This is a genomic window from Paenibacillus sp. J22TS3, from assembly GCF_018403205.1.
GTDB lineage: Bacteria > Bacillota > Bacilli > Paenibacillales > Paenibacillaceae > Fontibacillus > Fontibacillus tuaregi.
The window spans coordinates 733,200-748,063 of the sequence record NZ_BOSF01000002.1; the positions used below are offsets into that span (position 1 = coordinate 733,200).

The window sequence follows — 14,864 nt, forward strand, 5'->3', positions numbered from 1 at the left end:
GCAATAGCGGCGAGTGAGGGATTTGAGTTATTTAGTTTGTTTGATTTTGCCGCAGCGGTACATTTAAGGAGATATAAACGTGAACAACAAATTTATACTGCTCCGTGACCGGATTCACGGATTTTCGAGCCGCTATATTCAAGCGGCCTTGGTAGTTTTTCTTATGAAATGGATTCTGATTGCGGGCATGGTAGGGATTTTAGCGGGTTCCGCCTCAGCCCTATTCCTGGCTGGCTTGGAGCTGGCTACGGACAGCCGGATGAGCCATCCATGGCTCCTGTACCTGCTTCCAGTCGGAGGAGCCTTCATGAGTTATCTGTATTATAAATATGGAAAAAATGCCGGGAAAGGGAACAACCTCATTCTGGAGGCTATTCACCACGGCAAAGAAACCATTCCTCTTCGCATGGCGCCTCTGGTGCTTGGCGGAACGATCCTGACCCATCTGTTCGGCGGTTCAGCGGGGAGGGAGGGAACTGCGATTCAAATGGGCGGCAGCTTGGCAGCCCGGCTTGGACGCCTTCTTCGCCTGGATGCCGCAGATACCCGTATCATTCTGATGTGCGGAATCAGCGGCGGATTCGGCTCCGTCTTCGGCACGCCCCTGGCGGGAACGGTGTTTGCCCTGGAGGTGCTTGCCATCGGGATGATGCGCTATGAAGCGCTGCTGCCTTGTTTTATTGCCGGATTCGTCGGCAGCGTGGTGACTGATGCCTGGGGGATTCACCATGTGCATTTCAACATAGGAAGTGTACCGGCGCTGTCATGGCTTGTACTGCTTAAGGTGCTTATCGCATCAATTGCATTCGGGCTGACTGCCCTTCTGTTCAGCACACTAACTCATTGGGTCAAGAAAGTTTATGTCCAGTGGATTAAACATCCTGCCATGCGCAGCTTTGTAGGGGGGCTTGTTATCATCCTGCTGGTCTTTATTTTCGGAAGCCGGGATTATTTGGGGCTCGGCATCCCTTTGATTGAGCAGGCTTTTGGTGGACAAGTGCCGGATTTTGCGTTTCTGGCCAAGTTATTGTTCACCGCACTAACGCTCGGGGCCGGGTTTCTCGGCGGGGAGGTCACCCCGTTATTCGTAATCGGGGCAACGCTGGGCAGTACACTAGGCGCAGTGTTTCACGAACCGTTTGGATTCTTTGCCGCACTCGGGTTTATTGCAGTATTCAGCGGGGCGGCCAATACGCCGCTGGCTTGTTTTGTCATGGGAATCGAATTGTTTGGTTCTGGGGCTTCGGTCTACATGCTGCTTGCCTGTATCGTCGCTTACTTGTTCTCCGGGCACACGGGAATCTATACCTCCCAGCAGGTGGGTGCGTCCAAATCTAAGCTGTTCATCTTGAAGGGCGGGGAGACGCTGTCTGATTTAAATAGGAAAGAATGAGTAAAAATCAATTGTATTGTGCAAAAGGTTGATGTATAGTTAATCCAAGTAAACATAATTGGATAAAAGGGAATAGGTGTCTTAAGCCAGACGGTTTAAGACTTAATAGGGAAGTCCGGTGTAAACCCGGCGCGGTCCCGCCACTGTAACAGGGGAGTCAAATACAATTATTGCCACTGGCTTATACCATGAAGCTGGGAAGGTTTGTATTTGATGCTGATCCTGAGAGCCAGGAGACCTGCCTATTCTAACAGCACTGATGTACCTACGGGAGATAGGGAGGTGTTAAAGTTCAGCCACCCTTTCGTGCACTTATGGGGCTTTCTTTAACCTACCCTTGGTTAGAGAGAGCCCTTTTTTGATTATGTTTAACTACAAATATTACATGATGGGGGTAGGACATGGGTAACTTACGCAGCGGTAACCTTGGTTTTCCACGTATAGGAGAGAACCGGGAATGGAAGAAGGCCATTGAGGCTTTTTGGGCAGGCAAGACAGATGAACAGGAACTTCATCAGCAGCTTGAAACAATCCGTCTTGGCAATTTGAAGCTTCAGCAGGACAAGGGCTTGGACATCATTCCTGTGAATGATTTTACTTATTACGATCATATCTTAGACACTGCTTCGATGTTTGGGGTTATTCCAGAGCGCTTTGGTTACCAGGGAGGAGAAGTTCCACTATCGACTTATTATGCAGTTGCCCGCGGGAACAAGGAAGCGTCAGCCAGCGAAATGACCAAGTGGTTCAATACGAACTATCATTATATCGTTCCGGAATTATCAGGCATTAAACCTGAGCTGACTGTGAACCGTCCTCTTCAAGCGTACAAGGAAGCCAAGGAGAAGCTGGGGATTGAAGGCCGTCCGGTGCTGGTAGGTCTGTATACTTTCCTCAAGCTGTCCAAGGGATATGATACGTCCAAACTTCAGGAAGTCATTGATTTATATCTTCCTCTCTACATTCAGGTGCTTACAGAGCTCAAGCAGGAAGGCGTACAGTGGGTTCAGATTGACGAGCCGATTCTGGTTACCAGTGTCGATGATCAGGACCTCGCCTATATAAAATATATTTATACTGCAATAAATCAGCAGGTAACTGGGTTGTCCGTGCTGCTTCAAACTTATTTTGGAGCCCTCGAACATTATGCCCAAATTACGGAACTCCCCGTTCAAGGGATTGGCCTCGATTTCGTTCATGATAACGGCCATAACCTGGATTCACTCCGTCAGGTTGGCTTCCCGCAGGACAAAACGCTGGGGGCCGGGATTATTGATGGACGGAATATTTGGCGTGCGGACCTGGATCAACAGGCCGGACTTCTGGCGGAAATTAAGACTTTGGCCAAGGATGCCGACATTATCGTACAGCCTTCAAACAGTCTGCTGCATGTTCCGGTAACCCTGCGCACAGAGAGCAAGCTGGATCCAGTTCTGCAGGGTGCGCTGGCCTTTGCAGAGGAGAAGCTAACCGAGCTTGTCCTGCTCACTCGCGAGGCCAATGGAGAGAAGGTTGAGGAAGCGTTCCAGGAAAGCCGTAATGCATTATCTGCCCTGGCATCCTCGCCAGCACGTAATAAGCCGAATGTAAGACAGCTGCTGGAGCACATCTCTGAGCAGCCTTCGAAGAGAGAGCATGAGTTCTCCGTACGGAGAGTGGCTCAGGATCAAAGATGGCAGCTGCCGTTTCTTCCGACCACAACGATCGGAAGCTTCCCACAGACCTCGGAGGTTCGCGCTGCCCGTCAGAAATGGCGCAAGGGGGAGTGGTCTCAAGAGAAGTACAGCGATTTCGTGAAAGAGCAGATCCGCGACTGGATTGAGAAACAGGAAGAGATCGGAATCGATGTATTGGTGCACGGGGAATTTGAACGGACGGATATGGTTGAATTCTTCGGAGAGAAGCTGGCCGGGTTCGCATTTACAAGTGGGGGATGGGTTCAATCCTACGGCTCCCGCTGTGTTAAGCCGCCGATCATTTATGGGGATGTCGACTTCCTGGAGCCAATGACGGTGGAAGAGACCGTGTATGCCCAATCCTTGACCAGGAAGCCGGTCAAAGGAATGCTGACCGGTCCGATTACGATCCTGAACTGGTCTTTCGTAAGAAGTGATATCAGCCGCCAAAACGTCGCTTATCAGATCGCTTTTGCCCTGCGTCAGGAAGTAGAGGCATTGGAGCAAGCTGGCATTGAGATGATTCAGGTGGACGAGCCGGCTCTCCGGGAGGGGCTGCCATTGAAAAGATCTGACTGGGACAGCTACCTGGAGTGGGCCGTACTCGCATTCCGTCTAAGCACATCGACAGTAAAAGATACAACTCAAATCCATACCCATATGTGCTACTGCGAGTTCCATGATATTATTGATTCCATTCGTGCTCTGGATGCGGACGTCATCTCGATTGAGACTTCACGCAGTCACGGAGAGCTGGTTCACAGCTTTGAGGAACACACCTACCCACTGGGAATTGGTCTCGGGGTATACGATATTCACAGCCCGCGTGTTCCTTCCGTGGATGAGATGGTTTCCATGATCGACCGGGCGCTTCAAGTGCTTGATCCGAAGCTGTTCTGGATCAATCCGGACTGCGGACTCAAGACACGGGGTGCGGAAGAGACCGTCGCCTCCCTGCGGAATATGGTGGCCGCTGCCGAGAAGTTCCGCGAATCTTATGCGAAGGTTCAATTATAGAACCGCAGATGTGATCGTCCAGTATTACCGGCAGCAAAGCATGGCTCAACTAACGAGCCATGCTTTTTTACATTAACAAAGCCTACTACACCCGAATATCCGGGTAGGTTAAGGGCAAATTACTAAAGGGGCTAATGAGGGTAAATTCTTTTGTTGACAAAATAGTAAAAATAACAGATACTTTATTTATGAAAGTTACATTATAAAGTTCAAGTTGTTGAACACATACATTTAGGAGGTTATTCGTAAATGGCACATGTACTATTTATCAAAGCAAACAACAGACCTGTAGAACAGGCTGTAACTGTAAAGCTCTATGAGAGCTTTGTGAAATCTTATAAGGAAAATCATCCTGACGATCTGGTTACTGAGCTTAACCTGTTTGAGGCAGATCTTCCTTACTACGACAATGACATGATGACAGGTCTATACAAGCTCGCTAACGGCTTTGAACTGACAGCTGAAGAGCAGCGTCTGGCTGATCTGGCGAATACTTACCTTGACCAATTCCTGGGTGCCGACAAAGTGATGATCGCCTTCCCGCTTTGGAACTTCACAATCCCAGCCCAGCTGCTTACTTACATGTTCTACCTGAACCAAGCTGGCAAGACGTTTAAATACACAGCAGAAGGTCCAGTCGGACTTGTTGGCGAGAAGAAGGTTGCGCTGCTTCAAGCACGTGGAGGCGTGTATTCGGAAGCTCCAATGAACGCTGTAGAAATGTCTATGAACCTGGTGAAGAATACACTGGCGTTCTGGGGAGTGAAAAACCCTGAGTCGGTTATCGTGGAAGGGCATAACCAATTCCCTGACCGTGCGGAATCCATTATCCAGGATGGGGTAAAAAGAGCCGCTGAGCTTGCTGCGAAATTCTAATCATTTTCTAATCCCTAGCTGAATAGATTGATCATGAAAAAGAGCCGCTAAGGCTCTTTTTTGTGTTTCAAATGACGTTGGGAGGTTTGAATTCAAGGAAGCATAACATGCTAATGAGCAAGAAGTGAAAGCGCATTAGTTTCAGTTGCCAAAGTGACTTAATGACCGTATACTCTCACTATACCAACGAAGGGAATGCACACATATGACTGAAAGTGAAATGATAATTAAACTGTGTCTTGCGCTGTTGTTCGGTCTGTTTATCGGGATCGACCGCCAACTTAAACAGAAGCCGCTGGGGATCAAAACAAGTATGGTTATCTGCGTGGCGAGCTGCCTGGTGACGATTGTATCCATAGAGTCCTTTGAACGTTTTGCCGGTCCTAAACATCCGAATATGGACCCGATGCGGCTGGCTGCGCAGATTGTCAGCGGAATCGGTTTTCTGGGTGCCGGTGTAATCTTAAGAAGAAGCAATGATGCGATTTCAGGCCTTACCTCGGCAGCGATGATCTGGGCCGCCTCAGGGCTTGGAATTTCTGTCGGGGCCGGATTTTATGTTGAAGCGATAGTTGCCGTGATTCTACTTATCATTGCGGTGAACTTTGTGCCCTATCTTATCAAATCAATTGGACCCGAGAAGCTGAACAAGCGTGATGTCTCTGTCAAAATTGTGATGGAAACCAACGACTATATGACCGACCTGATCCGCTGTATTGAGCGCAAGCGGGAACCGGGCAAGCCCTCCGAAGGCCCCGTGCACAAGATTAGACGTCTGCGGATTAAGGACCTTGAGGACGGCAGACAGCGGATTGATATGGTGATTGCCGCACCCGAGAAGGAGTACACAACGGAGATCTACTATTTTATTAAGAAGATAGATCATGTGGTTAGTGTGGAGATTGAGCAGTTGTAAGCTTGGGGAAAGTCAAGGTTTAAGTTCAGTTAATATTGATCGGTTATTCTTTTCCTGTGGGGGACCAGGTGCCTCCTGTTATGTGTAGGAAAGGAAGAGAAATATGAACGATACAACTACAGTTCTTAAGAAAAAAAATTCATTGATGGGATTAATCCGGGAGACCAAACCTTCCATCCCCGCACTGACTTTTGCGATTATGCTCAGTGTTATTTCTACCTTGGTAGGGCTTGTTATCCCAATGTTCACCAAAAATCTGGTTGACGGCTTCTCGCTATCTACCATCAGTCCTGTTCAGATTGTGCTGATTGCCGCCGCGTTTATCGCCCAGACGATTGCGGGAGGCGTGTCCATCTTCTTGCTGAATTATGCCGGCCAGAAAGTGGTTGCCACACTTCGGGACAGGCTGTGGAAGAAACTGCTCGTCCTCCCGGTTTCTTATTATGACAATAACCGGACTGGCGAGACCAGCAGCCGGATGACGAATGACACCCTGATCCTCAAAACGTTGATTTCCGAGCATGCCACATCGTTTTTTAGCGGAGTCATTTCGATTGTGGGATCGATAGGCGTACTATTATACCTGAACTGGCGGATGACGCTTATTATGTTCACGGTGATTCCTATTGCTGCTTTGATTTTGGTGCCTCTGGGACGACAAATGTACAAAATCTCCAAGGGGATGCAGGATGAGACGGCTGATTTTACATCAACGATTAACCAGGTGCTGTCCGAGGTCAGACTGGTAAAGGCATCCAACGCCGAAGGGCGTGAGTATGCCAACGGGAAGGAAGGCATTAATAACCTGTTCCGGTTCGGGGTGCGTGAGGGCAAGGTCAGTGCCTGGATTGGCCCTGTCATTTCCCTTGTCCTGATGATGCTGCTTGTGGTCATTATTGGATATGGGGGCATGCAGGTATCCAGCGGCGCATTTACAGCAGGGGATCTGGTAGCATTCATTCTTTACCTGATTCAGATTGTGATGCCGATGACACAGCTCACCACATTTTTCACCCAGTTTCAGAAAGCCAAAGGGGCAACAGAACGGATCATTGAGACTTTAAATGCTGAAGAAGAAGATTACACCAAGGGCAAGGAGATTCTCGATGCTAACCAGCCGATCCGGGTGGAGAATGTGTCTTTTGGCTATAACGCCGAAGAGACCATTCTGTCGAATGTTTCCTTTGAAATGGAGCCTGGGAAAGTGACGGCCATTGTTGGGCCAAGCGGAAGCGGCAAGACGACCATGTTCTCCCTTCTGGAGAGGTTCTATATTCCGAGTGGGGGAAGAATTCGGCTTGGAGAGCAGAATATTGATGAATTCTCGCTAAGCGCTTGGCGCAGACAAATTGGATATGTGTCACAAGATAGTCCGATGATTGCCGGTACCATTCGGGAAAATCTGTGTTACGGCATTGAACGAGAGGTAAGCGAGCAGGAAATATGGCATGCTGCTGAGATGGCTTATGCAGATCAATTTATCCGTGAGCTTCCCGACAAGCTGAATACCGATGTGGGGGAACGAGGGGTTAAGCTGTCAGGTGGCCAGCGGCAGCGCCTGGCTATCGCCAGAGCCTTGCTGAGAGATCCCAAGCTTCTGATGCTGGATGAAGCCACATCAAGCTTGGACAGCCAATCTGAGGTTGTCGTTCAGAAGGCTCTCTTAAATCTCATGCAGGGGAGAACAACCGTAGTAATTGCCCATCGTTTGTCCACTGTGGTCAGAGCGGATCAAATTCTGTTCATCGATAAGGGCAAGCTGACAGGGAAAGGCACGCACAATGAATTGCTCGAGACACACAGCAAGTATAGAGAGTTTGCTGCCCAGCAGTTCCAGAACTCCCGTCTGGATGAGGAACCAATTACCGGGAAGACAGGTGAGTAATGATGGCACGGATTATGGTCGTTGATGATGACCCTCATATCAGGGAACTGGTGAAGGTCTTTCTTGAAGCAGGAGGCATGGAAATTGTGGAGGCCTCTGACGGGCTTGAAGCATTGGCTCTCCTGGAGAAGGAAAGGATTGATATGGTCATTTTGGACATCATGATGCCGAATATGGATGGCTGGCAGCTGTGCAGGGAGCTTCGGGCACACTATGACTTTCCGCTGCTTATGCTCACAGCCAAAGGAGAAACCTCTCAGGTTGTGCGAGGCTTTGATCTGGGGACAGATGACTACCTGGTCAAGCCTTTTGAGCCTCCTGTACTGGTGGCCAGAGTGAAGGCGCTGCTGAAGCGGTATCAAATTTCTACCTCCCAGGTGGTTGCCGCCGGCCGGGTTCAGATGAACCGGAGAACCTATGAGGTTACTTTGGGGAATGAGCTGTTGACGCTGCCGCTCAAAGAATTCGAGCTGCTGTTCAAGCTTGCAAGCTACCCGGGAGTCACGCTGACCCGGGATCAGCTGATTGAGGAAATCTGGGGCTACGATTTCGAAGGGAATGAGCGGACGCTGGACGTGCATATCAACCGGCTGCGGGAGAGGTTCGATGAAGAGAGGTGCGATTTTAAAATACGTACGATTCGCGGACTAGGCTACCGCCTGGAGGTTATAGATTGAAAAAGTTTAAACAAGTTATGAAGGACGTGCTCGGGTTAATTTTATTAGCAATATTGGCCGCCTGCTCAGCGACGGTCGCTCATTATATTATTGCAAAGTACGAAGGCCGGCCCTTTATTGAGGGATATGTGCTTGATTTAATCTTTTTTGGCTCGGGTTTATTCTTATTTATTATCACGATCGTTATCATCAGCCTCTTCTTCCGGAGACGGGAGATTCGCAAGTTGAATAAAATTATTGAAGCGATGAAGCGTTTATCCAAGGGGGACTTCTCTGTCCGGCTGGATAGCAAGGAATATCACGATGAAGGATTCGAAAAAGTGGTTGAGATGATCAATGAGATGGCCAGCGAGCTGGGGAATATGGAGACTATGCGGCAGGACTTCATTTCAAATGTCTCTCATGAAATTCAATCCCCGCTGACTTCCATCGGAGGGTTTGCAAGGGTCCTTCTGGAGCAGGATAAGATTAGCAGCGATACGAAACGGCATTATCTGGACATTATTGAGTCGGAGAGTCAAAGACTATCCAAGCTTAGTGATAATCTGCTTAAGCTGACTGCTCTGGAATCGGCAGAGCCTATCTTTGAGAAGATCCCCTACCGCCTGGACAAGCAGATCCAGCGGGTAGTGCTTGCATCAGAGACGCAGTGGAGCGCTAAAGAGCTGAATGTGGAGCTTGATCTGGAGGAAGCCACCATCAAGGCCGAGGAGGACCTGATGAGCCAGGTCTGGATTAATCTTCTGCACAACAGCATCAAGTTTACGAAGCCAGGCGGATGGATCAGGATTGAACTGAAGAAAACAACCGGTTCGATCAAAGTGAAGATATCCGATAACGGGGTAGGCATTTCGCCTGAGAATATGCCTCATATCTTTGAACGTTTCTATAAAGCGGACAAATCCAGAAACCGTGAAGCGGGGGGGAGCGGGCTGGGACTTTCCCTGGTGAAGAAAATTGTAGAGATTCACGAGGGAGAGGTGTCAGCAGCAAGCGTCCTGGGGGAAGGGACTCAATTTACAGTAACTTTATACAAATAATAAGGCTATAGAAGAGGGATAACCCTCGGCAAGCACACAAGCACCGAACGGTGCTTTTTTTATTTTTCCAATTGTGCAATTTTAGAAAAATGAGGGTTGTGTTTTTTGGATTAAGGAGCTACAATTAGCTCATCAACTTGTACGTACAAATAGAAAATTTGTTACATAACAAAATAACTTGTACGTACTTTTAAGAATTAGCTTTAGCTATTTAAATGATTAGTAGGAGGCGTTAGTGAATGGCTTTGAAACCGCACTCATTTTGGTTGGTTACAGGCAGTCAGCATTTATATGGACCCGAGACCTTAAAGGAGGTCGCTGAGCATTCCCGAATCATTGCGGAGCAGCTCGACCAGGATACCAGGTTCGCCTTTCCCATCGTATTTAAACCAATTGTAACTACACCGGACGAAATTTATAAGCTGATTCTTGAAGCGAACAGCGATGAGTCTTGTGCCGGAATTGTAACCTGGATGCACACCTTCTCCCCGGCGAAGATGTGGATTGCCGGACTGTCCCAGCTGCAGAAGCCGCTGCTGCATTTCCATACCCAGTTCAACCGGGATATTCCTTGGGAGACAATGGATATGGATTTCATGAATCTGAATCAATCAGCCCATGGGGACCGGGAGTATGGCCACATTGGAGCAAGGCTGGGGATTACCCGTAAAATCGTAGTTGGACACTGGGAGGACGGTGAGGTCCGTGATGGAATCGCGGGTTGGATGCGAACAGCGGCCGCCTTTGCGGAGAGCCGCAAGCTCAAAGTCGCCCGGTTCGGAGACAATATGCGTGAAGTGGCGGTTACAGATGGCGATAAGGTAGAGGCTCAGATTAAGCTCGGATGGTCTGTAAACGGATATGGTGTTGGAGATCTGGTGCAGGTGCTGAATGACGTTAGTGATGCAGAGATCAATTCCCTCCTTGGCGAATATGCGGACCAATACTCGATTACCCAGGCGGGCTTAACAGCGGGACCCGTAAGGGATTCAATTGCTTATCAGGCCAAGCTTGAAATTGCGCTGAAGCGATTTATGACAGAGGGTGGATTTGGGGCATTTACCACAACGTTTGAGGATCTGCACGGACTCAAGCAGCTTCCTGGTCTTGCTGTGCAAAGGCTGATGGAAGCGGGTTACGGATTTGGCGGAGAAGGAGATTGGAAAACAGCCGCTCTGACACGAGTACTCAAAGTGCTGTCAGGCAACAAGAGTACATCCTTCATGGAGGATTACACGTACCATTTCGAGCCCGGCAATCATATGATCCTTGGTTCTCATATGCTTGAGGTATGTCCTACCATTGCAGCGACCAAGCCTTCTATCGAGGTTCATCCACTTGGAATTGGCGGCAAGGAAGATCCTGCGCGCATCGTCTTTGACGGACAGGATGGGCCGGCGGTCAATGCTTCCCTGGTGGATCTGGGACATCGGTTCCGTCTGCTCGTCAATGTTGTGGATGGTGTCAAAGTACAGCAGCCGATGCCAAAGCTTCCGGTTGCACGGGTGCTGTGGAAGCCGCAGCCGTCCCTTCGTGAATCGGCGGAAGCCTGGATTCTGGCCGGCGGTGCTCACCATACCGTTCTCTCGTACGCGATTAGTGCGGAGAATCTAAGCGATTTGGCAGATATGGCAGGAATCGAAGCGGTCATTATTGATAAGAACACAACGGTTCAGCAATTTAAAAAAGAACTGTTATGGAGTGACGCAGCCTACCGTCTGCAGCGATGAAATCTGCTTCGTTCACCCAGTCTGTGTTACAATAACCGGTAGATAACTAGAGCGGTGGCTGAGGTGACGTAATGAGTAATAGACGAATTCCTAAGTATTTGCAGTTGAAAGATGAACTCCTGTCCTGGCTGGAGTCCGGAAAGCTGGAGCCAGGCAAACAGTTCCCTTCGGAGAACGAGATCTCCGAACAATTCAATCTTAGCCGTCAGACCGTCCGTCAGACGTTCGGGGAGCTTGAGAAAGAAGGCTGGCTTGAGCGGATTCAAGGCAAAGGGACCTTTGCAAGAAATCCCGGCAGGCGTGAAGGGGAACAAGTCAAGACGATTGGGATTATTACAACGTATATATCAGACTATATTTTTCCGCACATTGTCCGTGGAGCTGAGGCAGAGCTTCGTAATTATGGATACCGTCTTTTACTGTCCAGCACAGACAATAAGAAGGAGAAGGAAATGGAGAGCCTTCAGCTTATGACAAGCCAGCCCTTAAGCGGGCTGATTATCGAACCGACGAAGAGCGCGGAAGGCAATCCAAATCTAAGTTACTTTCTGGATCTGCAGCAGAAGAACATTCCGTATCTCATGATCAATGAGAAGTATAGGGAACTGGAGTGCCCCAGTCTGAGAGTGAACGATGAGGCCGGAGGACATAAGGCCGCACTTCACTTGCTGGAGAACGGGCATACCCGGATTGCGGGTTTCTTTAAGAGAGACGACCTGCAGGGTGTCAACCGGTTAAAAGGCTTCCTGTCCGCTCACCGCGAATATGGAATCACCGTTTCTCCGCAGTGGGTAGTGACATACACAACAGAGCAGAAGCAGGATTTTCCTTTTCAAAAAGCACTGGAGCTGCTGCAGAGCGGGGAACAGGACCGGCCAACAGCTATGGTGTGTTATAACGATGAGCTGGCTGTGAGTTTAATGGAGGCGGCAGTCTCGTGCGGACTGCGCATTCCGGAAGATGTTTCTTTCATTGGCTTCGATGATTCCAGCCTGTCTTCGGGTACAAGGCTTACAACTTTAACTCATCCCAAAACAGCGATGGGGGAACTGGCCGCAAGACAGTTGATTGCTATGATTGAGCATGGAAGCTCATTTGAGGATACCGTATTTGACCCGGAGCTGGTTATACGGCAGTCGGTATATAAAAGGAACTAAATGGTTAACGAAGAAGTCCCGATGCGGACTTTTACACCAACTTGTACGTACAACATTTTAAGATAAAGGAAGTGTCTGTACATGCTTGAATCACTGAAACAACAGGTCTGGGAAGCCAACCTGGAATTACCGAAACACGGTCTGGTGACTTTTACCTGGGGAAATGTAAGCGGGATCGACCGGGACAAGGGACTCTTGGTTATTAAACCGAGTGGAGTGCCTTATGAGGAGCTCCGGCCAGAACATATGGTTGTAGTGGATTTGGAAGGTCGTGTGGTAGAAGGGAGCCTGCGCCCTTCCTCTGATACACCTACTCATGTCGTGCTGTATCGCTCTTTTGCGGATATCGGCGGTATTGTGCATACCCATTCTCCTTGGGGAACAAGCTGGGCACAGGCAGGAAGAGCGCTGCCAGCCTATGGGACTACGCATTCGGATTATTTCTATGGGGAAATTCCGGTAACACGTCCGATGACCAAAGCGGAAATCGAAGGGGAATATGAGCGGGAGACCGGAAATGTCATTGTGGAAAGATTTAAGGATCTTGACCCGAACCAGGTACCTGGGGTGCTTGTTCATGCCCATGCCCCGTTCGTATGGGGGAAGGATGCCCATAATGCTGTACACAATGCAGTAGTGCTGGAGGAAGTAGCCAAGATTGCCGGACGTATGCTTGCGTTGAATCCGGATTCAGCGCCTATGGATCAAGCCTTGCTGGACCGTCACTTTCTGCGTAAGCACGGGGTGAACGCTTATTACGGTCAGAAGTAGCTGTTATTATAATCTGTAATTTGTGAGGAGGAAGCCGACATGGGAACAAAATATACCATCGGAGTTGACTACGGGACACAATCCGGGCGAGCTGTTCTCGTTGATCTGTCGAACGGTAACGAAGTTGCCGATCATGTCACACCGTATCCGCACCATGTCATTGACGAGTACCTGCCTGGTTCGGGAATCAAGCTGCCGCATGACTGGGCGCTCCAGCACCCGGATGACTATCTGGAAGTGTTAAGAAAATCAGTGCCTGCGGTGCTTCAGCAATCAGGAGTCAATGCGGATGAGGTTATCGGGATCGGGATTGACTTTACGGCCTGCACGATGCTGCCAGTTGATGAGGCAGGGAAGCCGCTGTGCTTCCATTCGGAATATGCGGACCAGCCTCACAGCTGGGTGAAGCTGTGGAAGCATCATGCTGCGCAGCCTGAGGCAGACAAGATCAACCAGATTGCCGCTCAGCGGGGGGAGGCCTTTCTGCCGCGGTATGGCGGGAAGATATCCTCGGAGTGGATGATCGCGAAAATTTGGCAGATTCTGGATGAAGCTCCGGAAATTTATGACAAGGCAGATCTTTTTCTGGAGGCAACGGATTGGGTCATTGCTCAAATGACGGGCAAGGTGGTCCGCAACAGCTGTACAGCCGGTTATAAAGCGATCTGGCACAAGCAGGACGGATTCCCAAGCAGGGAATATTTCAAGGCGCTTGATCCACGGCTTGAGCAATTAACGGATACGAAACTTCGTGGAGAGGTGGTCCCGCTAGGATCTTCAGCAGGTGGACTTACGGAAGCCATGGCTGAGCTAACAGGCCTTAAGAAGGGGATTGCGGTTGCGGTCGGAAATGTGGATGCGCATGCGGCTGTCCCAGCCGTAGGCGTTGTAACTCCGGGCAAAATGGTGATGGCGATGGGCACCTCGATCTGCCACATGCTGCTTGGGACCGAAGAGAAGCAGGTGGAGGGAATGTGCGGTGTTGTTGAGGACGGCATTATTCCAGGATTGTATGGATATGAAGCTGGTCAATCCGCGGTGGGCGATATTTTCGAGTGGTTCGTAGAGGAATCTCTTCCGGCATATGTCCAAGAAAGTGCGGAGAAAGAAGGCATTGGAGTACATCAATGGCTTGAACGGGAGGCTGCGAAGTATCAGCCGGGCGAGACAGGATTGCTTGCGCTGGATTGGTGGAACGGGAACCGCTCTGTCCTGGTTGATACCGACCTGACTGGTCTTATTGTGGGCCTTACTCTGCTCTCAAAGCCGCAGGAAGTCTATCGTGCTCTACTTGAAGCTACAGCGTTCGGAACCCGTAAAATTGTGGATGCCTTCCACTTTAATGGGGTTCCGGTGGATGCTCTTTATGCATGCGGTGGACTGCCGCAGAAAAACCGCTTACTCATGCAGATTTATGCCGATGTCACGAACCGCGAAATCTTTGTTGCGGATTCCAAACAGACGCCGGCCCTCGGCGCCGCGATGTTTGCTGCAGTTGCAGCGGGAGCGGAAGCGGGCGGTTATGACACCATTCTTGAGGCTGCTGCAAGCATGGCCAGAGTTAAGGAAGAAACCTTCAAACCTATTCCCGAGCACGTTGAAATCTATGAACGGCTGTATCAGGAATACAGCAAGCTTCATGAGTACTTTGGACGGGGCGGGAATGATGTGATGAAACGGCTGAAAGCGATCAAGAAATCCGCAGAATAGAAGGGGGAGAATATCC

The 14,864-nt window shown here is 49.6% G+C and carries 11 protein-coding genes and 1 riboswitch; all 11 genes read left to right on the plus strand.

Annotated features, from left to right (window positions below):
* Window positions 1-163 precede the first annotated feature (163 nt).
* The 11 genes from KJS63_RS09295 (at window position 164) to KJS63_RS09345 (ending at window position 14,848) form a co-directional block, all read left to right on the plus strand.
* Entirely contained in the window at window positions 164-1,393 is a 1,230-nt protein-coding gene (locus tag KJS63_RS09295) for a voltage-gated chloride channel family protein (RefSeq protein WP_213618956.1), read from the plus strand.
* A 57-nt stretch (window positions 1,394-1,450) separates the two neighbouring features.
* Window positions 1,451-1,653, plus strand: a riboswitch (cobalamin riboswitch).
* A gap of 141 nt (window positions 1,654-1,794) precedes the next feature.
* Window positions 1,795-4,086, plus strand: coding sequence for a 5-methyltetrahydropteroyltriglutamate--homocysteine S-methyltransferase (gene metE, locus KJS63_RS09300; protein WP_213618832.1), 2,292 nt, complete (start codon window positions 1,795-1,797; stop codon window positions 4,084-4,086).
* 249 nt (window positions 4,087-4,335) lie between these two features.
* On the plus strand, window positions 4,336-4,962 hold the full coding sequence (locus tag KJS63_RS09305; RefSeq protein ID WP_213618833.1) for an FMN-dependent NADH-azoreductase: 627 nt from the start codon (window positions 4,336-4,338) through the stop codon (window positions 4,960-4,962).
* A gap of 205 nt (window positions 4,963-5,167) precedes the next feature.
* Complete coding sequence (locus tag KJS63_RS09310) at window positions 5,168-5,878, plus strand: MgtC/SapB family protein (protein WP_213618834.1); 711 nt, start codon at window positions 5,168-5,170, stop codon at window positions 5,876-5,878.
* A gap of 103 nt (window positions 5,879-5,981) precedes the next feature.
* On the plus strand, window positions 5,982-7,763 hold the full coding sequence (locus tag KJS63_RS09315; RefSeq protein WP_213618835.1) for an ABC transporter ATP-binding protein: 1,782 nt from the start codon (window positions 5,982-5,984) through the stop codon (window positions 7,761-7,763).
* Between the two features lie 2 nt (window positions 7,764-7,765).
* Window positions 7,766-8,440 carry a response regulator transcription factor gene (locus KJS63_RS09320; protein WP_213618957.1) on the plus strand — a complete coding sequence of 225 codons (675 nt, stop codon included), beginning with the start codon at window positions 7,766-7,768 and terminating at the stop codon, window positions 8,438-8,440.
* Window positions 8,437-9,480, plus strand: coding sequence for a sensor histidine kinase (locus KJS63_RS09325; protein ID WP_068619063.1), 1,044 nt, complete (start codon window positions 8,437-8,439; stop codon window positions 9,478-9,480). Before KJS63_RS09320 ends, KJS63_RS09325 begins: the two co-directional genes overlap by 4 nt.
* Before the next feature lie 239 nt (window positions 9,481-9,719).
* A complete protein-coding gene (araA, locus tag KJS63_RS09330) occupies window positions 9,720-11,210 on the plus strand; it encodes an L-arabinose isomerase (RefSeq protein ID WP_213618836.1) in 1,491 nt (496 codons plus the stop codon).
* Window positions 11,211-11,281: 71 nt separating this feature from the next.
* Window positions 11,282-12,367: a GntR family transcriptional regulator gene (locus KJS63_RS09335; RefSeq protein ID WP_213618837.1), complete on the plus strand. Its 1,086-nt coding sequence runs from the start codon at window positions 11,282-11,284 to the stop codon at window positions 12,365-12,367.
* Between the two features lie 81 nt (window positions 12,368-12,448).
* On the plus strand, window positions 12,449-13,138 hold the full coding sequence (araD, locus tag KJS63_RS09340; protein WP_068619058.1) for an L-ribulose-5-phosphate 4-epimerase: 690 nt from the start codon (window positions 12,449-12,451) through the stop codon (window positions 13,136-13,138).
* Between the two features lie 39 nt (window positions 13,139-13,177).
* The gene (locus tag KJS63_RS09345; protein ID WP_213618838.1) at window positions 13,178-14,848 is read left to right on the plus strand and encodes a ribulokinase; all 1,671 of its coding nucleotides are present in this window, start codon (window positions 13,178-13,180) and stop codon (window positions 14,846-14,848) included.
* Window positions 14,849-14,864: the final 16 nt, after the last annotated feature.

Bases quoted from the DNA above. Each gene is read 5' to 3' on its own strand.
- KJS63_RS09295 (WP_213618956.1), top strand. From the start codon at position 164: ATGAAATGGATTCTGATTGCGGGCATGGTAGGGATTTTAGCGGGTTCC.
- metE (WP_213618832.1), top strand. From the start codon at position 1,795: ATGGGTAACTTACGCAGCGGTAACCTTGGTTTTCCACGTATAGGAGAG.
- KJS63_RS09305 (WP_213618833.1), top strand. From the start codon at position 4,336: ATGGCACATGTACTATTTATCAAAGCAAACAACAGACCTGTAGAACAG.
- KJS63_RS09310 (WP_213618834.1), top strand. From the start codon at position 5,168: ATGACTGAAAGTGAAATGATAATTAAACTGTGTCTTGCGCTGTTGTTC.
- KJS63_RS09315 (WP_213618835.1), top strand. From the start codon at position 5,982: ATGAACGATACAACTACAGTTCTTAAGAAAAAAAATTCATTGATGGGA.
- KJS63_RS09320 (WP_213618957.1), top strand. From the start codon at position 7,766: ATGGCACGGATTATGGTCGTTGATGATGACCCTCATATCAGGGAACTG.
- araA (WP_213618836.1), top strand. From the start codon at position 9,720: ATGGCTTTGAAACCGCACTCATTTTGGTTGGTTACAGGCAGTCAGCAT.
- KJS63_RS09335 (WP_213618837.1), top strand. From the start codon at position 11,282: ATGAGTAATAGACGAATTCCTAAGTATTTGCAGTTGAAAGATGAACTC.
- araD (WP_068619058.1), top strand. From the start codon at position 12,449: ATGCTTGAATCACTGAAACAACAGGTCTGGGAAGCCAACCTGGAATTA.
- KJS63_RS09345 (WP_213618838.1), top strand. From the start codon at position 13,178: ATGGGAACAAAATATACCATCGGAGTTGACTACGGGACACAATCCGGG.